Source organism: Paenibacillus taichungensis, assembly GCF_013359905.1.
GTDB classification, from domain to species: domain Bacteria; phylum Bacillota; class Bacilli; order Paenibacillales; family Paenibacillaceae; genus Paenibacillus; species Paenibacillus taichungensis.
This window is the reverse complement of the sequence record NZ_JABMCC010000115.1, coordinates 547,521-565,810: the sequence shown is the minus strand read 5'-3', so window position 1 is coordinate 565,810 and position 18,290 is coordinate 547,521. Positions and strand designations below refer to the sequence as shown.

The 18,290-nt window shown below is 43.3% G+C and carries 18 protein-coding genes; 4 read left to right on the top strand and 14 right to left on the bottom strand.

The genetic code is table 11. The features are described 5' to 3' along the window. Positions 1-17: 17 nt before the first annotated feature. The 4 genes from HP548_RS21720 to HP548_RS21705 all read right to left on the bottom strand — a co-directional run bounded on the left by HP548_RS21720 (position 18) and on the right by HP548_RS21705 (position 5,993). Positions 18-2,777, bottom strand: a complete 2,760-nt coding sequence (locus HP548_RS21720; protein WP_175382807.1) for an alpha-mannosidase — start codon at positions 2,775-2,777, stop codon at positions 18-20. Between the two features lie 40 nt (positions 2,778-2,817). Further along, a complete protein-coding gene (locus tag HP548_RS21715; protein ID WP_024631711.1) occupies positions 2,818-3,636 on the bottom strand; it encodes a carbohydrate ABC transporter permease in 819 nt (272 codons plus the stop codon). A gap of 12 nt (positions 3,637-3,648) precedes the next feature. Next, the gene (locus HP548_RS21710; RefSeq protein WP_024631712.1) at positions 3,649-4,542 is read right to left on the bottom strand and encodes a carbohydrate ABC transporter permease; all 894 of its coding nucleotides are present in this window, start codon (positions 4,540-4,542) and stop codon (positions 3,649-3,651) included. A 71-nt stretch (positions 4,543-4,613) separates the two neighbouring features. Next, positions 4,614-5,993: an ABC transporter substrate-binding protein gene (locus tag HP548_RS21705; RefSeq protein ID WP_175382806.1), complete on the bottom strand. Its 1,380-nt coding sequence runs from the start codon at positions 5,991-5,993 to the stop codon at positions 4,614-4,616. 428 nt (positions 5,994-6,421) lie between these two features. Between HP548_RS21705 and HP548_RS21700 the strand changes: the two genes are divergently transcribed. Then, positions 6,422-7,516 carry a GntR family transcriptional regulator gene (locus HP548_RS21700; protein ID WP_175382805.1) on the top strand — a complete coding sequence of 365 codons (1,095 nt, stop codon included), beginning with the start codon at positions 6,422-6,424 and terminating at the stop codon, positions 7,514-7,516. Between the two features lie 136 nt (positions 7,517-7,652). Here HP548_RS21700 and HP548_RS21695 read toward each other — a convergent pair whose 3' ends face one another. Beyond that, the gene (locus HP548_RS21695; protein ID WP_175382804.1) at positions 7,653-8,567 is read right to left on the bottom strand and encodes a poly(ethylene terephthalate) hydrolase family protein; all 915 of its coding nucleotides are present in this window, start codon (positions 8,565-8,567) and stop codon (positions 7,653-7,655) included. 280 nt (positions 8,568-8,847) lie between these two features. Here HP548_RS21695 and HP548_RS21690 point away from each other — a divergent pair, with 280 nt between their 5' ends. Together HP548_RS21690 and HP548_RS21685 are read left to right on the top strand one after the other, a co-directional pair. Beyond that, on the top strand, positions 8,848-9,429 hold the full coding sequence (locus HP548_RS21690) for a TetR/AcrR family transcriptional regulator (protein WP_099854156.1): 582 nt from the start codon (positions 8,848-8,850) through the stop codon (positions 9,427-9,429). Between the two features lie 24 nt (positions 9,430-9,453). Beyond that, entirely contained in the window at positions 9,454-10,080 is a 627-nt protein-coding gene (locus HP548_RS21685) for an HXXEE domain-containing protein (RefSeq protein WP_175382803.1), read from the top strand. A gap of 201 nt (positions 10,081-10,281) precedes the next feature. Here the strand turns inward: HP548_RS21685 and HP548_RS21680 are convergent, their stop codons facing one another. From HP548_RS21680 to HP548_RS21640, 9 genes are all read right to left on the bottom strand, one after another. Further along, positions 10,282-11,262, bottom strand: coding sequence for an SDR family NAD(P)-dependent oxidoreductase (locus HP548_RS21680; RefSeq protein ID WP_175382802.1), 981 nt, complete (start codon positions 11,260-11,262; stop codon positions 10,282-10,284). Positions 11,263-11,428: 166 nt separating this feature from the next. Next, positions 11,429-12,652 carry an RNA polymerase sigma factor gene (locus HP548_RS21675; protein ID WP_175382801.1) on the bottom strand — a complete coding sequence of 408 codons (1,224 nt, stop codon included), beginning with the start codon at positions 12,650-12,652 and terminating at the stop codon, positions 11,429-11,431. A gap of 214 nt (positions 12,653-12,866) precedes the next feature. After that, positions 12,867-13,406: an NADPH-dependent FMN reductase gene (locus HP548_RS21670; RefSeq protein WP_175382800.1), complete on the bottom strand. Its 540-nt coding sequence runs from the start codon at positions 13,404-13,406 to the stop codon at positions 12,867-12,869. Positions 13,407-13,410: 4 nt separating this feature from the next. After that, a complete protein-coding gene (locus HP548_RS21665; protein WP_175382799.1) occupies positions 13,411-13,872 on the bottom strand; it encodes an Rrf2 family transcriptional regulator in 462 nt (153 codons plus the stop codon). Positions 13,873-13,878: 6 nt separating this feature from the next. Next, on the bottom strand, positions 13,879-14,769 hold the full coding sequence (murB, locus tag HP548_RS21660; RefSeq protein ID WP_099854168.1) for a UDP-N-acetylmuramate dehydrogenase: 891 nt from the start codon (positions 14,767-14,769) through the stop codon (positions 13,879-13,881). Between the two features lie 113 nt (positions 14,770-14,882). After that, positions 14,883-15,239, bottom strand: coding sequence for a HesB/IscA family protein (locus HP548_RS21655; RefSeq protein WP_099854170.1), 357 nt, complete (start codon positions 15,237-15,239; stop codon positions 14,883-14,885). 46 nt (positions 15,240-15,285) lie between these two features. Further along, complete coding sequence (locus tag HP548_RS21650) at positions 15,286-15,624, bottom strand: hypothetical protein (protein WP_076288511.1); 339 nt, start codon at positions 15,622-15,624, stop codon at positions 15,286-15,288. A gap of 50 nt (positions 15,625-15,674) precedes the next feature. Beyond that, positions 15,675-15,980 carry a winged helix-turn-helix transcriptional regulator gene (locus HP548_RS21645; protein ID WP_076288510.1) on the bottom strand — a complete coding sequence of 102 codons (306 nt, stop codon included), beginning with the start codon at positions 15,978-15,980 and terminating at the stop codon, positions 15,675-15,677. A gap of 33 nt (positions 15,981-16,013) precedes the next feature. Then, on the bottom strand, positions 16,014-17,417 hold the full coding sequence (locus HP548_RS21640) for an MFS transporter (RefSeq protein WP_175382798.1): 1,404 nt from the start codon (positions 17,415-17,417) through the stop codon (positions 16,014-16,016). A gap of 165 nt (positions 17,418-17,582) precedes the next feature. Between HP548_RS21640 and HP548_RS21635 the strand changes: the two genes are divergently transcribed. Then, positions 17,583-18,242, top strand: a complete 660-nt coding sequence (locus tag HP548_RS21635; RefSeq protein WP_072732814.1) for a helix-turn-helix transcriptional regulator — start codon at positions 17,583-17,585, stop codon at positions 18,240-18,242. Positions 18,243-18,290: the final 48 nt, after the last annotated feature.

The following is an 18,290-nucleotide window of genomic DNA, read 5'->3' as shown; positions in this document are numbered from 1 at the left end:
CTCCAAGACTGAATTGTTTATATCAAACGTATTGTGGGTTGAATGCCGATCGTCTGAATTTTTGCCGGTCCCACATTCAAAGCATAACTTCCCTCATCCGCTACCTTCATGGCTTCACCTTGATGTTCAACAATTGTACTTTCGTACACTTCCTTAGCCTCAAACGAAGGCGTTACCTTCAGTGAAGTCGTCTCCGATGATACATTGAACACCCTGAACAGCATGTCATCATTTGCCTCGCCACGTTTAAGCGCACTAAAAGCGAGATGATCACCCTCCCATTGCAAAAACTCGTGGGTAGCGGGTGACGTTCCACCATGTACCCCTGTCTGTTGAACGGTCCAGGGAACCGGGAACTGGTACGCCTGCACATAAGCCTCGGACTCAATAACATCCAAATCATGTGAAATGAGCTCCATTTCCATAATGTGCTGTCCGAGACATTGGGCTTCAGGCGTTGCAAATACTCCCCAATCCCCAAGCTCGCGTACCCCACGCAGCAGGGTCACAGCAATGGTATTCTGATTAGCCAATACTTCGTACTCATTAAGACCTTTATTCGCAATCGTTAGCCCTTCACGACCATTGCTGATACTGACAAATGCATTTTGATGCTGCGCATTGCTGGGATTTCTCCATTCCGCTTCCGGCTGTATCGGGCGCTTTGCCAGTTCGTAAATAGAGTCAACGGTAACATGACTTGCTTCGAGTCCCGTTTGGAACAACATGCGAATTCGATGATCCTGAACCGTGTTATCGATATAACTTTTAATGCCAACCGAACGACCCGTTTTTTCAAGGCTTAGCTCTGTACGAATCCTCACTTCTCTAGTTTCATCAAGCCGCCGGGATTTCCGGTAACGAAATGGAACCATGGAGCGGATCTCTTCATCCAGCAGTTCATCTGCGCCTACCGGAAGCTTCCAGTTATGCACGATCTCATAGACGGCTTTCAGTGGTGTATGATGTACCAGCTTAATCTGGGCAGGCAGTCCCTGCGTAGTCAACGGAGCTTCCTGATCCGGTTGTCTGTACATATACTCATTTCCGATATCCCCCGTATCCTCATAAATGCCAAGCCCTGTATAATTACGACCGTTCACTTTATCCAACATGCTAAACGATCCATCCCCCGCAATCTCGATCCGCACATAATCGTTCTCCATCACTTGCTCTTCTGTAACAAGTTCAGTGGTAGTCAGTTCGCTAAGCGCATTCTCTCCAGAAACACTCTTAGGCACAAGAGCAAAACTATGATATCCAAAACCAGGGATGTTCTGGACATGAAGCTCTACATCCACTTGATATGCCCAGTAAGGTTGACGGAATCGATCATCCGGCAAATCATATCCAAATGTCGGTCCAATGGGTGTGATTACGGCTTCCACTTGCTTGCCTTCCGCGTCCAATACAACCCAATCGTTCGAGTCAAAGGCTTCATATTCACGCTTAAACTCCTGATACTTTTCATGCGGAGGCCGGTGGTCAAAGTAACGTCTCTCAATGTCCATCCTAGTTACAATCACATTGGATCGTCGATGTCCCGAAGTGTTAAACACTACAAAAGGCAACGCACAATCTGCGTCAAAGCCAGATGTATCCACGGATTCGGCTATTGTACGAGCACTCTGAACTGATATGGCTTCAGCCACTTCTTGCGATTTGGCAAATCGGGTCATCATTTCCCTATGGACCTCGTCAACACTGCACCCACAGATGCTGTCATGAGGATGATTCTTCAGTAACGTCTTCCAGGCATATAACAGCTCATGCCGTGGATAAATGCCTGTGGACAGAGAGGCCATGACTGCCAGCGGCTCAGCCACTTTCTCCAGTAACGTCTGACTTATTACATTTTGCTGTTTGATATATACCCTTGCTGAAGCCGTATTTACAAGTGTGATCCAGCCGTCGGTCCATTGGCTTCGAAGTTCACCGCGAATGACGTCCAATGATTGGGGTTTCGCTTTTTGCAGAGCCTGAATGTATTCGGGAAAGCTGGAGTGACGAAACGCCACATCTGGCATAATCTCGGTAGCCGTCTTTAACGCTTGTGTCAGATCTTTCTGAAGCGGCTGATGATCACATCCGTTCATGAACAGGAGTTCCGAACTTGAAGCAAACTCTTCTGCTGCAGCCAGTTTTTCGGCCCAGTAAACTTTCGCCTTCTCTGGTTCCACCGGAATTTCCATGCCATTGTTGTACCAATTGGCGAACAGGATCGCCAGTACACGAGTACCATCGGGAGATTCCCAATACATCTCCGAGTATTTGGAGGTATGTTCATTGCCAGACTGAATTTCGTTATTGAATCCAACTGGCTTCACTCCACGTCCATATACAGCTACCTCAATGCCTGCCTGGCTAATGAGCTGTGGTGCCTGACCCATATTGCCGAAGGAATCCGGGAAATATCCGATTTTCGCATATCCTCCCATTTGTTCTGAGGCTTGAATCCCAATTAACAGGTTACGTGCATTGGCTTCACTGCTGACGAGGAATTCATCTTGAAGGATGTACCATGGACCGACAATCAGCTTGCCCTCTTCAATTAACTTGCGGACCTGGTTCGACCTATGCGGCATGATTTCCAGGTAATCTTCCAGTACAATAAACTGCCCATCCAGATGGAAATTGGTAAATTCCGAGTCATTTTCAAACGTCTCGATTAAATCCTCCATGAGCTGAACGAGCAACATTCGGTGCTTCTCAAAGGATAGATACCACTCCCTGTCCCAGTGAGAATGTGCGACAATATGCGCGGTTTTTGTAGTCATTCATTTCATTCCAATCTTGTATGATTTAGTTGTTGTGTATTTACATTTTTACTGAACCTACCGTCATGCCCTTGACATACATCTTCTGCATGAACGGGAAGGCAAGCAGGATTGGAATGACCGTAATCAAAGCCCCTGCCATGAGTTCATTCCATTTCTTGAATGAAGATGAATCCAGATACATGAGTCCCATCGGTAACGTAAACATATCCCGGCTATCCACGATAATCATCGGCCACAAAATATTGTTCCAGCTTCCGATAAAGTTCAGAATCGCAATGGTTCCGATAGCTGGCAACGCTAATGGCAGATAGATTCTGTAGTAGATTTTGAAATTGTTACATCCATCCAGTACGGCGCTCTCGTATAACTCATGTGAGATTGTGCGGAAGTAACTGGTGAATAGGAAAATGGCGAAGGGTGCAGCACCATTAATCATGGGCAGAATCATGCCAATATACGTGTTTTGCAGCCCCAGATTGGTCATGTTAATATATAGCGGAATCAATGTGGTTACACCTGGAACGAGTAGCAAGGCAATAAACGTGTAATAGATGAATTTTTTGCCCCGATAGACAAATTTGGCAAACGAATAGGCCATCATGGTATAGATGAGAATAACGCCTATAATCACGACTGCACTTACGATCACGCTGTTGATGAAAAACTGATAGAAATTCAATTTGTTCCATACGTCACCAAATGTGGACCACATCGGTGCAGCTTGTGGAAACGGACTCTGTGGATTGGCTAGTGCATCCTGTGATGTCTTCAGCGAAGTGCCGATCATCCAGACAAAAGGATACAGGCAGGTCAATCCGTACAAGATTAGAATGATATGCTTAATATATTTGACCATGTGCTCCTCCTTTTAGATGTCTGCCTTGAATGAGCGAATACTGAATATGGCAATGGCACCTGTAATCAGAAATGATACCCAGCCGATAGCGCTGGCCAGACCATAATCATTGTTTAGAAAAGCTGTACGGTACACGAGCGTACCAATAACCTCCGAACTGCCAGCCGGTCCGCCGCCTGTCATGATGAACACATTCTCAAAGGCCTGAAAGGCTCCGTTCACCATCTGAATGACGGCAATAAGCGTGATTGGCTTCAGTAACGGCCAGGTAATTTTCAATATCATGGTTGTTTTCTTGGCACCATCCACACTTGCTGCTTCATATAGTGTCGGATCAATGGAAGTCAGACCAGCGTAGTACAGAATCAGCGTTCCAGGCAGACCACCCCAGATTGATGTCAAAATAATACCGAGTAAAGAAGTAGACGAACTCCCCAGCATTCCACCAGGTACAGCAAGGAAATCCAAGCCCATCCATAAGAAGAGTGAGTTGAATGCTCCACTAGGTTCAAACAAACCTTTCCATACATAAAAGATAGCTACGCCAGATGCGATCATCGGCAGAAAATAAATCGTCCGGTACCACGTTGCTGCCTTCGTATTTTGCAGCACAAATGCCAGCACAAGTGCGATTGGGACGACGACCACAACCTGTGAAACGGCAATAATCAGATTGTGCAGAACGGCATTATAGAAATTTCGGGTTACAATCGGATCATCACCGAGCAGGAACTGACGAAAATTCGCCAGACCTTCAAACCTTGCGGTGGAAAAATCGATCCCGGACCAGTTATAAAAACTGAGCATGATCGAGAATCCGACCGAATACACGCCGATGGCTAGAAACAAAAGCACACCAGGTAGTAAAAAGAGATACGGCATCCACTTATTTCGACTTTTTATCATGATCAATCACCTTTTGCTCTCAATTTGGCAATCGACAGCCCCTTACGGGGCTTGCCAATTGCTTTGGTGTTCTAGTTCCCGCTCGCTTTCAGACTTTCCATGGTGTCGTCGAACTTCTTGGCGACTTGTTCAGCAGTCATCTTTTTCTCGATCATGGATTGCATGGACTGGGCATACACTTCCCACTCTTTGTGCTTGCCACGATACGTATTGATTGCTGGTGAGGCTTGACTGTAAGGACCAGGTTCGGCAGCGAATGCATCTGAAATTGATTTCAGGTTCGGGTCCAGATCATTTGCACGATCGCCCAGATTCAGCGCAGGTACTGTATACGCCGCATTAGCAAAAGCAACAGCAGCATCCGGATCACCGGTGAGGAATTTAATGAAATCGAGCGCTTCAGCCTTGTTCTGCGAATCTTTATTTACTGACAACATCGTTAACGTGAATGGATCAGTCGTCCAGCTGTTAATTTTAGATCCTTCAAGCGGAGGTACCGGGAAGGTGAAAATATCGTCAGGACTCATTCCCATAGCCAGTAACGTAGACATTGTGAAGGAACCACCGAGATCGAAAGCGGCTTTGCCAGCAGCAAACGCCTGGTCTGCTCCATCAATATCCGTTGACAAAATTCCCGGCATAAGCAGATCTTTGTTTGCCAATGTCTCCATCGCTTTTACTACCGGCAGATTTGAAGGGTCGCTTAGTTTGGACTTTCTTTCGAGCAGATCAATATAACCTTGAGGTTCGTTCAGCATGATGGACAGTGCCGAACCGGCCCAGTTTTCCCACAGATCAGGCAGCTTTGCACCAAACACAAGCCCAGGAGTACCTGTTTTCTCTTTGACAGTCTCCATCATGGTGACGAATTCTTCCCACGTTTTGGGCGCTTCGGCTGTCAACCCTGCTTCTTCGATCAGCTTCTTGTTACCATAGAAAGTAAAGAATCCTCCGATATCAAGCGGCAGTCCGTAGAACTGGCCAGTCTTCAGTGACTTTTGAATTGTAGTGGCATTCTTATCTTCTTTCCAAGAGTCAACCTGACTCTGTGTAACGATGATCGGGTCCATTGCAGCACTGTAGTAGCTGTTCAACAGATCATCACTCACTTCACCAGACAGCTCGAGCACCGAGTTCTCTATGGAATCCCCTGCCGTTGCCCACCAGTTCACGATATCCGGCAAATTTTTGGAGTTGGCTGCCGCCTGGAATTTTTGGCGATACGTATCATCTGGTGTAAAGGTCTCGAGTTTGACTTTGATTCCTGTTTTCTCTTCATACAATTTCGCAGCTGCTTCAATCCCTGGCGTGTAAGCAACCTTCCACGTCCACATCGTCAGCTCTTTACTCGCTTTGGGTTCCGTCCCCCCGGACTGCGCACCACCGCAAGCGCTTACAATGAGTGAAAAAACAGTTAACAAAGTAACGATCATGCCTGCTCTTTTTTTCATCCCGCAACCACCCTTATCTTTAATTTTGGATCGTTTCTGGCTTAATGAATATTCCACGACAACAAATTGGCGTTAAAAACCGCTGCACCCCCTTTATAAATTAAAGAACACTTGATAAAAAATTCGAAGCATAGATAAGATTGTGAAGGCTCGTTGGAAACGCTTTATCCAACAAACTTTAAAAACAATATAAACAACATACTTTTACTTGTAAATGTTTATTTTTAGATACAACTTAACATAGTGTATTCCTAATAAATTGTTTATTCATAAGGTTTTTTTATTATATTTGTTCGTAATTTCAATCTTCTTGTCTTACTCACTTGTTATTGATTTTTAGCACTTGTATATGTTGTATTAATATAATATATTTAGAACGAACTAATAGTGAATGGAGATAAAATGCGATGGTTAGAACCTTCAAGCCAATGTACAAGAAAATCGAAACATATATCATTGACCAGATTCGAAGCGGAAATTGGAAACCAGGCAGCCGAATTCCTTCCGAAAATGAACTGGCTGAGCAATTCAGTGTGAGCCGTATCACAGTGAAAAATGCCCTCACTGCTTTGGTCGATAAAGGAGTTGTCTACCGACTTCAAGGCAAAGGCACCTTTGTTAACGATCACAGCCCCGAGGAGATTCATAACATCACATCAGCGGTAAAAGAGCAGCTCATAGCACCAACGATCGGGTTCCTTCTCCCCCGTCTCGACAATCGCTTCACCGCCAATCTGCTGAGCGGAATTGAGGACACCCTTTCAGAGAATGGCTATCAATTGTTATTTGCCAAGACGAATGATTCACAAGAGACGGAGATTCTCAAAATTCAGGAAATGAAACAGGCAGGCGTTAGAGGACTAATTATCTATCCCGTTGAGGGTGAACACTATAACAATGAGATTCTTGCGCTTACGCTAAATCGCTTCCCCCTAGTCCTTTTGGACCGCAATCTAAAAGGGGTGGAGACCAACTCCATCAGCTCAGACAACCATGAGGCAGCTATTCAGGCAGTTAAGCATCTTCATGAGCTTGGGCACAGTCGAATTGGCTTTATTTCCACTCTTGCAGAGGGGACATCAAGTATTGAGGACAGATTGCATGGGTATGAGAAAGCCTTGGAGGACCGTCATATTCTGATTGATCGCAGTATACAGATGACACGTCTGGCCATGAGTGACAGCGATGAAGAGGTTATCATGATGATTCAGAAGTTTTTACAGGCAAATCCACAGATGACGGCCCTTCTGTCTTCCAATTTCAGCCCTCATGTTATTCAAGCGGCGATGCAGATGGGGATCTCTGTACCGGAAGATTTATCCGTTGTGTTCTTCGATGATGTCGAATTTCCGGAGTTCTGTACCATCCCGCCCACGGCTGTTGTTCAGCAGGAACTTGAACTCGGACGAGAAGCGGGCAGAGTTATCCTGAAACAAGTGGAGAATCCAAGCAGTGAGTATCTTCAGGTTAAGTTACCCACGATGCTTATTCCCAGACAGTCAACAGCAAAGGCGAAATCATAGCTACCGTTACTTGGTATTTAACAGGATACCACTACTGAAAACGTTTATATTTATAGTAATCTATTGAGAGTTCAACGTAATTACGAAGAAGGACCCTTCCATTTGAGAAGGGTCCTTCGATTTATGTGAACTATGACTATTGTAAATTTGCGGAAGTAACATCCTTCCAATGTTTATTCGTTCCTATTTCAGCATGCTTTCCAACAAAGGCCATTCTTGCCTCCAAATCATTCATCAATTGATATCTCATCCAAGCTGTCAAATAACCTCTATGCTGTCCTCCATCCTGCTCTATCGCTGTATGTGCAGCTCCTTTAGCCATGGCCATTAAGACCGGAAGATCCGGATTGGTATTCTCCAACGCCAATTTGTTGGAATCTGACGGGGAAATGATGAAATCTCGGGTTCCCCCTATAACAAAAAATGGTACCTTCAGCGCTGATGTATCGTACACATCCTCTGGATCACAATATTTCAGATCAGGCAGAGCAATCGATACAACCGTTTTGATGAGATCCCCGTTCTCAAAATTCGTATGAGCGTTAATCACACCTGTTGATCCCTGCGAATGCCCTGCCGCACCGACCTGATCTTTTTGAATCCTGTGATAGAACGGGCTGACCGTCTCTTCATTTTCACTAAGCATATATTCTATCGCAGCCATAATTTCTTTTCCTGTACCTGTGGTTTGACTGTATGTATCGATGACAATAAATCCCCAACCGGCCAGGTGTCTTAACAACTGATCATAATTGTCAGGTAATGCCCCCGTTCCGTTGCCCCAAGCGATGACCGGGTGCAAGACATCCGTTGATTGCGGAGAATAAACCCTGTAGAGCTTCTCGCCTTGTTTGTCCTTGATCTCCAGCGTATCTACCTCGTACGTGCCGGGCAGCGCATATTTTTCTTCAACACTTCCGGCTTCAAAAGTAGCCGATACCGAATTTACGAGGAAGAAGGATAGTACGCAAAATGCAGCGATCAAAATACCGACAACACCCGTTATCCATAGAAACCACTTGTTCCGAATTACTCTTTTCACTTGTGGCATACAATCTCCTCTCACATTAAAGCAGTATACGTACGTAAAACATACCACAGGTATAGCGCTTTTTGTTTAGAGATATTTTTGTTACATCAACCTTTTCGCATTTCATAATAGAACACCCACGAAAAAATGAACATGCCTTAACGAAAGCCTTCGCTATGATGTTTCTTAGTTAATGGTCAATAATCCAAATGTATGACTTGCAATATTAGGAAATCGTGCTAATATAAATTTAAACACTGTTTTAAACATTGTTTAAATAACTTTATTGGAGGTTTTACATATGGAACCAGACAAGAAAAGTGAAACAAAAGAAAAGATTATGCAAGCCACACTGGAGTTCACCAAACAAAGTGGATTTGAAGGCATCACCATTCGAAAAATTGCCGAAGCCTCTGGCACAAATGTATCCCTGGTTAATTATTACTTCGGCTCCAAAGAAAATCTGATCAGTGAATCTATTAAAATGATTCTGAGCAGCTTTCAGCATACCTTTGTTATACTCGATGAATTATCCATCCCCGCCCGAGATCGATTAAAGCAATTCTTAATGGATTATTTACAAGTCATCCGTGAATATCCCGAATTGTTATCCAGAATTATTCTTATGGGTTCAGCAGATTTCTCATCTCAACAGGAATACGGTTCATTTTTAAATCTATTGGGGTTCCCTAAAGTTCAAAATACATTAAAAGAGATAACCGGAGAGCAACAACCGGAACGACTGACCACAATGATGACGCAAATTTTCGGGGCGCTTTTTCTCCCGGCACTTATGAGTCCTATTCTGGAAAAAGGAGCTTCTGTGAAGATTGCTTCTATCGATGCACAAATTGACCTGCTCTTTGAAAGATACTTTCATTAAACAACATTGATGGAGGCGATTCAGTTGAACATGTTAAGAAAACATTGGCAGGACTTTGGATTGATCATTGCATTCCTTGTATGTATTTATCTCATCTTGGATTGGGGAACACTTCCGCGCATTAACAGCATTTTATGGTTAAGCTTTATTGCCATACTCCTGCACCAATTTGAAGAATATCGATGGCCGGGTTACTTTGCAGGATTGTTTAATAAAGCTCTGTTCCAAAGTAAGACACCTGAGAGATACCCGTTAAATCAGCAGTCAGCCATGATTATTAATCTGATTATCGCCTATGTGTTTTATTTACCGCCTGTATTCTTCCCTTCCATTGTATGGCTGGGTCTGGCACCTGTATTAATGGGTTTTTTTCAGATTATCTGGCATGGCATCTTCGCCAATATAAAGGCAAAAAGTATATATAATCCCGGATTATTTTCAGCGATATTTCTGCATTTGCCAATTGGAATCTGGTACATTAAAAGTGCCTATGAACAGAATATGTTAACACCAGCAAATTGGATGTGGAGCACCATTTATTTTGTTGTAGCTGTCTATGTTTTAATTGTTAAAGGCAATATGTGGCTGAGAAACAAAAACTCTGTTCATCCTTTTTCACAGAAACAATTAGGATCTTATACTAAAAAATAAACCTGTGACTTCAATATAAAATAAACGCATCGAGTCTAAGGATTCGATGCGTTTTACGTTTCTTCTTTGAAATGATTAAATTTCAACCTTGAACTTCATTTTAAAACATCTTTTGCACAGGATGCTGTTCACGAAGGGCCTTTCCAACACAAAAAAAAGCCGCCATTTCAGGCGACTTTCCTCGTGAACAGAAAACAGATCTTAAGAGATTGGTAAATCCGTTTGAGTCAACTGGGCGGAAACTTCCCATAGACGACGGGCTTGCTCAGGATCGATAGCATAGTCCTTGACTCCAAAGAAGGCTCCATCCGCAGGAGCTGGCTCACTGATGTCACAATCCTCGCAATACACGCCACCTTTTCCCTCAAGTTGCGGAGATGTCGCTGCCCATACTTGCGTTGCTGCCCCTTGCTCTGGCGTTTTAAAGTTTGGATTGGCAACTTGACCAGACTCATCAATCCAGCCCAATGCGATCATTTCCTCTTTCGGCATATGTCGTTGCAGCGGCGTCAGAATTCCACCCGGATGTACAGAGAACGCACGCACTCCCTGATCTGCACCACGTCTATCCAGTTCAACGCTAAACAGAATGGTTGCTGTTTTGGACTGTCCGTAAGCAGGAAACTTTTCATAGCCGTTCTCAAATTGCATATCGTCCCAGCGAATTGGTGAGAAATGATGTCCTGTTGATGCAACAGATACAACCCGTGCTCCTTCCTGACTTACGAGTGCCGGCCATAATAAGTTAGTTAGTGTGAAATGTCCAAGATGGTTCGTAGCAAATTGTGCTTCCCAGCCCGGCCCTACGCGAGTCTCTGGACAAGCCATAATCCCCGCATTAAGGATCAACATGTCGATACTCTGGTTGCTTGCCAGAAAACGATCGGCAAAAGCACGGACACTGGTGAGATCTGCGAGGTCCATTTCATCGATCTCTACACCAGCTAGTCCTGCAAGAGCCTCTTTGGCGATGGCTGGCCGACGTGCGGTTACAACAACCTTGGCTCCAGCACGAACGAGTGCACGTGTGGTCTCCAGTCCCAATCCGGAATATCCACCTGTAACGATAGCAAGTTTCCCGGATAAATCCGTGTTATTCAACACTTCCTCAGCTGTCGTGCGATGGTTGAATCCGGAACCGATTTTATGTTGTGAGGTTTTTGGCTTATTATCCTGGTTCATCAAAATAATCTCCTTCCAGATGTGTCTTCTTCAAGTTTACAGCTTAGAGTGCCCTCTAAGTCAAATATAACGAATTCACCTACATCAATGCTCCAAACCTTTGCTAATACAAAAAAGCCCGGTTCATCACCGAGCCTATAAACAAAAGTATAAGGTTGTATTTCTATTATATTTCTATATACTTCATCCATTGCTCATACAGTTCAGTCTCACTACATTGAAAGATCCCTTTGAAATCTAGAGGATTGCGAATCAGTTTGTTTAATGCCTCTATCCCGTATCGCTCAACCACAAATTCCACCATCATATAAGAGAACTGAAAACCTTTCATCGTTTCAAAATCCCACGTATCGTTATTTAATTCATCAAAAGTTGGAATCGACTGGTTTCGAATGGTATCTTTCGTTGAACCTTTAATGAAATCTTGGGACATCTGTTTAGCTTCATATCCACCAATACCCTGTCTTATCCATTTGGGAGCTGCAGGATTAATGTCGCTGATTAGCCACATGGCGAACAAGTGGACTGTGCCTTTCAGAATGGATTGATACGTATGCTCCGGTCCCGGATTCAATGGAGAGACAATCTTCAGAGTACGCCCTTCATATGTGCCCATAAACCAATTGGGGGCATCTGTTTCGCCGACGGCTTGATGGAATGTTGGCAGATCAGGATAAATTTCAATAACTACCTTTTGTGATGGATGATGTTTATATTTGGTCGACACTCGTTCAACACTATTATTGAGTTCATCGAACAAATCTTGATGCACTTTCGTCGTACGATCATTCGTATCATGGTTTTCACCTTTATTTACAATGGAAATCAGGTCTTGAATAGACATGATGGCAATATCCCCCCACTCTTTCAGTTCTTTTCTTAATTTCTCCAAAGCCCGGTACAGTCTGTTCTTTACTGCACTTTCCCGTCGTCCAACAATCTTGGATATTTCGGGCAAGGTGCAGTCAACGAAAAAGCGTAATGCAATAATTTCCTGATCAATCTCATCCAGCTTTTGTAACGCGGAGCCAATATCAATTCGAATATCAACATGTTTCGTAAATTCAAGAGAGATGGATTGCGATTCATAATCTGTAAAATCATAAGGAGATTCTTTTTGTCGCGATAACCTGCGATATTCGTTCTTCACCGTGTTCTGAGCAATCTTAAAGATCCAGGTGAATAAATTAGAGCTTCCTTTAAAGCTGTGAATATTTTCGACTGCTTTCAAAAATACCTGTTGGGTCAAATCATCTGCAACCAACGGATTCAATTTCAGTGAGAAGTATTTGCTGATTCGTTGACGATATTGCTCATACGTGTTCTCAAAGATGGCGATGCTGTCCTGTTCATCCGGATAAACAGGTTTCGTGTCATGAGCTCCTGACATGGTGGGGAACCTCCTCTTGATTTACATTTAATTAGACACCGGAGGAAGCAAAAAAGCCACGCATGAGAAAAAATTATTTTTGGCTATTTCACCTCTTTAGTATGAATTCTGTTTTATGAAGATGAAAAACAAACAAAGGCAGCCGATCATACTGACCGGCTACCTTTGTTCTTCATTGAAACATAAATTTAAATCCTTGCTTATTTCAGCGGGATCAAGCTTTTAATTGAGTCTGCATGAAGACCAGCTCCTCAGCCAACTTTTCCAGACGACTTAGTGCTTCAGCATCTTTAATGTTATTCTCAGCATCAAAATGATCACTATTCAGATATACATAGCTTGGGGCGACATAAGAGCGGAAAAAGCCGGCAATCGGTTTTAATTGATTTTCCACTACCAAATAATGTTGATAGGTGCCACCGGTTGCTAGAAAACCCATCACTTTATTGTAAATGCTCTGCACAGGCAGAAGGTCGAATACATTTTTCAGTACGCCTGTCAGAGAGGATTGATATATTGGTGTGCCGATTACGTAAAAGTCAGCATCTATCAATTTTTGAACCACCGACTGGGTGTCTTCATTGTAATCCTCCAACTTGCGACCATCGCAAAATTCGATTCCTTTATAATCTCTTAAATCTATGAGTTCAACTTCAATTTCTGGATGATTATTTTTTACGAATTGGAGTACAGCATCCACACCTACTGGTGTCTTTGATCCAATCAGTGACCCGGACAATCCGATTAATTTCACAACATTAACCTCCAATGATTTCTTCTTCATCATCAAACGATTCCACGTTTCCCAACGCACATTCCTTCATCACATGAAGCATACTGCCTAGGGTGATTTTTTCTAACTGCTGCATTAACTGTTGTTCACTTTCTATGAAAATGTTTACGAGCTGAATATCTACCTCTGCTGTTAAATTCCCTTTTGTCATCATGGGTGGTTTGGGGATCTGAAGCGGTTTGGAAGATACCAGGGTGTACACATCTTTTAAGGTTATCTCATGCGGGTCTTTGGACAAAACATAACCACCGTCTATACCTTCTTTTGCCTTAACGTATCCTACTTTTTTGATCGAGCTAAGGACTCGGCGTATCCTCGCCGGGTTCACCCGAATCCTTTCAGAGATCTGAGTACTGGTTAGCTTCTCATTTTCATGTGAACTAAGGAGAACCAGAATATAGATGACAACACTTAGCTCACTGTTCATTGCAGCCTACTCTCCCAAAATAATGACTTCCGTCTCCAATTCAATATTAAATTGATCACGTACTGTTTTTTTAATTAATTTGATTAATTCCAAATAATCCTCAGCAGTGGCGTCATCTGCATTAATGATAAAACCAGCATGCTTCTTGGAAATTTCCGCTCCCCCAATGCGAGTGCCTTGTAAGTTACATTCTTGAATGAGTTTTCCAACATAATGTCCCTCTGGACGTTTGAATACACTTCCGCAAGAGGGAAATTCAAGCGGTTGTTTGGATTCCCTTTTAAACGTTAAATCCTGCATGGTACTCGAGATGTTATCCTTGTTCCCTGGTTTAAGCTTAAATTCCACTTCAAGTATGATGTAGTGATCCGTTCGGAAGATACTGTTTCGATAACCAAGCTGCATGTCATCTCGGACCATGTTAAGCAACTCTCCATGTTTAGTAACCACTAGCGCTCGTTCAACGACCTCATCCATCTGACCACCATAAGCTCCTGCATTCATATATAAAGCGCCACCTGTACTTCCGGGTATCCCACATGCAAACTCCAGACCTGTTAAGCTGTTATCCAAAGCTGTACGTGACACATCAATAATGTTGGAACCGCTCTGCGCTACAATCTTGTCACCATAGACTTTAATCTGATCAAATTCGCTCAGAGAGAGCGTTATTCCACGCACGCCCTGATCTTTGATAATGACATTTGATCCTTTTCCAATGACCGTCAGAGGTATTTGATGTGTTTTTGCAATGTTAATCACGTTAACAATTTCTTCTTTCGTTGTAGGATGGATAAGTATGTCTGCTTTACCACCCAGTTTGATATACGTGTGGTCTTTTAATGGCTCATTCCATTTCAATTTTTCCAAAGGTATGTGATTTTCAAAAATATTCATGACATTCTCTCCCTGAGTTGAAAAGACATGATTGCACGATCGGCCAATAGAAAGCTCCTTCATTGTATGTTTAATATGAGATATTGGTTGAAAATATTCCGTCATCCTGACAATTAATCACATTTTTTGACCTCACCACGGTAATTCGCCATTCGGAAGCTGGCCCCGCATCCACATGAAACTTTTGCATTAGGATTATTCATGGTGAATCCCCCTAACATTCCACTTTCTTCGTAATCAATCTCAAGTCCTTCAATATATGGGACCGAATTGGTGTGAACCAATATACGAAACACACCTTTATCTAATAAAATATCCCCTTCTTCTTGCTGTTCGTCTACGATAAGGTTATAGGATAAACCACTGCATCCCCCCTCATCCACCCCGACCCGAAGGAAAGAATTCTGGGTATCCGCACTTGCCAGGATTTCAACGATTTTTTCTGCTGCTGCTTCACTGACCTGAATCATTGTTATACCTCCTTGGAGCGTATTTTTTTGGCTAAGCTGTTGCTTTTCAAACGCAGCCCATTAAAATCTTAATGATTTCTTCAGGACTCGTATATGCATTAAAATAACGACAACCTGTTGATTGCAGATGGATAGGAATATCCATAAGTTCCAGCGATCCGCTATACAATATCACTCGATATTTCTCGGGAAATTGTTCTATTAGCAGCTCAATATTGTCCACATTCATATCTACGATAATCACAGAATTATCCGGAAGTTGATCCATGTTGCCGATCACATCACGAGTAGCCTCCAGTACATGTAACGACGGCTCGGTTTGAATCAACAAACTTAAACTTTTAACAATGTGATGCGTATCTGATAGGATTAACACATGGTTCATTCAGAAAACCTCCGGAAAAAATGATGGCAATCGCAGGATATTCCATTGCGTTAATTCATATTTGTAGTAAACCATTCCATCAAACAGGGTATGAAAGCAGCTAGAGCGGCCCCTTTGGGTGTAAGTTCATACATGATCTGTATGGGATGTGTTCGAACTTTTCTCTTCACCAACTGATCATCCTGAAGACCTTTTAATCGTTTGGATAGGATCGCTTCTGAGATGGAAGGCACATTTTCGTAAATCTCGCTGAATTTCTTAGGACCTTGCGAAAGAGTACATAGGATATGGATCGTCCATTTCGTCCCAATAATACGATAGGCTGTGAAAAGTTTCTCGGTATCCGAAGTCAACATCGTACCATCACACCTTCCTTGGCTTACCCCCGTTTATTTGTTTTTCACACCCAATGATTGCAGTCCCGTTCTTATTTGGTCTGTTACTGGTGCAATCCGAGTACTGGCAATCAAACTCAAGACAATCAACAACAGATGAAAGCCCATCGTTACGATTAATCCTGATTGCAATGACATCCCGCCAGCTTGACACACCACCAGGATGGAACCACCGATCCCGATGACTACGCCCGGTGTAAACGAATCTGCAAATTGCAGATTTGCCGATGTTTTTCCAACGCCTTCCTCTCCTGTTTGAGAAAACGCAACAACACCGCTAATCGGATGTGCTAATCCAATGCCTATCCCAGCTATGATCTGGCCTATAACCGCTACGGTAACGGTCACAACAGGAACCCAAAATACGATGGTAATTCCGATGGCAAGCAGGAGAACACCAGTAATAATTCGTCTATGACGTCCACGACCCTGATCTGCCGAGTCCCAACGACCTTGCAAATAAGCAATGACACACCAGCTCAGTGCAGCGCTTGCTACAATTAAACCAGCCTGAGAAGGTGTAATGCCTTTGACCTCAATTAAAGCCAATACCAAGAAATTTTGTGTACTGGTATAAGCAGCGAAGAACAATCCACGCGTAGCGAGTATAGCGGGCATACCTCTTCGCAAAGCAAGGGTTCCCTCCGGCAGCAGTTTGCGCAGTGGGTATACCATCAGTACTCCCCCGATAAGGACAATAACAAATCCAATAATTGACGGAAGCTTGCCAAGTCCCACTAATAAAGTCCCCGTACCTATCGTTAATAGCAGTGCCATCCAAGTTGCGGCAGATCCATTCGCCCCTTGGTCAGGCTGTGATTTTAATTTCGTAAATGCAGGTAAGCTAAGGAGTGCTGAAATCAACAAGATTGGTAGAATCCCCCAGAACACAAAGCGCCATGACCACTGATCTGCAATAAGGCCTGCAATGTATGGACCAAGCATGGACGGAAGAACGTAGGCTGTACCGAATGCTCCCAGTATTTTGGCGCGTAATTCATCCGGATAACTTAAGGAAATGGCCGTGTACACGCAAGTCATCATAGCTCCAGCACCCAAACCCTGCATGGCCCGTGACGCGATCATGGTGTACATATCTCCTGCAGTTGCGGCTGCGACCAGCCCGACAATAAACAATAGAAGTGCGAGCGTAAATGGTACTGCAGGTCCCCTTCTATCAATAATCCGACCAACAACCAAGGTGCCTATAATCTGTGCAAGCAAATATGTACTGAATATCCAGCCGAACAGGTTAAGACCGTTCAGGTCTCCAGCAATGGAAGGAGCAATTGTCGTTACCGACAAACCTTCAAATCCAACAGCCATCACTGACAATATAATTCCTATGGATAATGCAAAATAACGCGGACTGAAAATACTTTGAGAATGGGACGACATGATATGGGACCTCCAAGAGAATTTTATGTATACACCGTATCCGGATACTTAGTAAACATTTTACTTTACAAAGTTTAAACTACAGTTCGCCTTTGACTTTGTCAATGTATTTGTTTAAAATGTATGAAATAATGAAGATTCAGTTGCTTAAAAAGGAGGTTCACCATGAGCCGGGATCAAACGAAAAAGGATGCCTCAACCAGTACCCGAAAAGCAATCATTAACCTGCTTAAACAGCAAGGTGGAATGGATGTTGTGGCACTCTCCTCCCAATTTGCGTTATCTGGAATGGCTATCAGGCAGCATTTAAATGCACTGAAAGAAGAAGGATTGGTTACTTTCGAAGAAGAGGCTCGTCCCATGGGTCGACCAACCAAGCTATGGAGATTAACCCCCGCTGCTGATCGTTTTTTCCCTAGTGGATATTCGGAGTTATCCGTCAGTCTGATCAATTCCATGAAAGAAGCTTTCGGAAATGAAGGACTGGACAAGCTGCTCAGTGTTCGGAATAAAAATATGCAAGAACAATATCTTCAGTACATTGGTGATGCATCCGGCGTGAAGGAAAGGCTGGAGAAACTGGCTGAAATTCGAACAAATGAAGGCTATATGGCCGAGGTTAAGGATCAAGGCGATGGTAGCCTCTTATTTATAGAGAAGCATTGTCCCATCTGTGAAGCTGCAGCAGTATGTACCGGCTTATGTAAGAATGAATTGCATTTATTCAAAACGGTTCTGGGGGATCAAGTTCATATTGAACGTGGAGAGTATATTTTGGCTGGAGGAAGAAACTGCATATATACGGTTAGAGAATATCATTCGTAACCAAACAAACTTGCATAAACAAACTTGCATAACTATATAAAAAGCCGC

What these genes read in the sequence shown, in the direction of transcription:
- HP548_RS21635 (WP_072732814.1), top strand. Translation starts at nt 17,583, where the DNA reads ATGAGCCGGGATCAAACGAAAAAGGATGCCTCAACCAGTACCCGAAAA.
- HP548_RS21640 (WP_175382798.1), bottom strand. Translation starts at nt 17,417, where the DNA reads ATGTCGTCCCATTCTCAAAGTATTTTCAGTCCGCGTTATTTTGCATTA.
- murB (WP_099854168.1), bottom strand. Translation starts at nt 14,769, where the DNA reads ATGAATATTTTTGAAAATCACATACCTTTGGAAAAATTGAAATGGAAT.
- HP548_RS21645 (WP_076288510.1), bottom strand. Translation starts at nt 15,980, where the DNA reads ATGTTGACTTCGGATACCGAGAAACTTTTCACAGCCTATCGTATTATT.
- HP548_RS21690 (WP_099854156.1), top strand. Translation starts at nt 8,848, where the DNA reads ATGGAACCAGACAAGAAAAGTGAAACAAAAGAAAAGATTATGCAAGCC.
- HP548_RS21700 (WP_175382805.1), top strand. Translation starts at nt 6,422, where the DNA reads ATGTACAAGAAAATCGAAACATATATCATTGACCAGATTCGAAGCGGA.
- HP548_RS21710 (WP_024631712.1), bottom strand. Translation starts at nt 4,542, where the DNA reads ATGATAAAAAGTCGAAATAAGTGGATGCCGTATCTCTTTTTACTACCT.
- HP548_RS21665 (WP_175382799.1), bottom strand. Translation starts at nt 13,872, where the DNA reads ATGAACAGTGAGCTAAGTGTTGTCATCTATATTCTGGTTCTCCTTAGT.
- HP548_RS21695 (WP_175382804.1), bottom strand. Translation starts at nt 8,567, where the DNA reads ATGCCACAAGTGAAAAGAGTAATTCGGAACAAGTGGTTTCTATGGATA.
- HP548_RS21655 (WP_099854170.1), bottom strand. Translation starts at nt 15,239, where the DNA reads ATGATTCAGGTCAGTGAAGCAGCAGCAGAAAAAATCGTTGAAATCCTG.
- HP548_RS21650 (WP_076288511.1), bottom strand. Translation starts at nt 15,624, where the DNA reads ATGAACCATGTGTTAATCCTATCAGATACGCATCACATTGTTAAAAGT.
- HP548_RS21715 (WP_024631711.1), bottom strand. Translation starts at nt 3,636, where the DNA reads ATGGTCAAATATATTAAGCATATCATTCTAATCTTGTACGGATTGACC.
- HP548_RS21680 (WP_175382802.1), bottom strand. Translation starts at nt 11,262, where the DNA reads ATGAACCAGGATAATAAGCCAAAAACCTCACAACATAAAATCGGTTCC.
- HP548_RS21720 (WP_175382807.1), bottom strand. Translation starts at nt 2,777, where the DNA reads ATGACTACAAAAACCGCGCATATTGTCGCACATTCTCACTGGGACAGG.
- HP548_RS21705 (WP_175382806.1), bottom strand. Translation starts at nt 5,993, where the DNA reads ATGAAAAAAAGAGCAGGCATGATCGTTACTTTGTTAACTGTTTTTTCA.
- HP548_RS21675 (WP_175382801.1), bottom strand. Translation starts at nt 12,652, where the DNA reads ATGTCAGGAGCTCATGACACGAAACCTGTTTATCCGGATGAACAGGAC.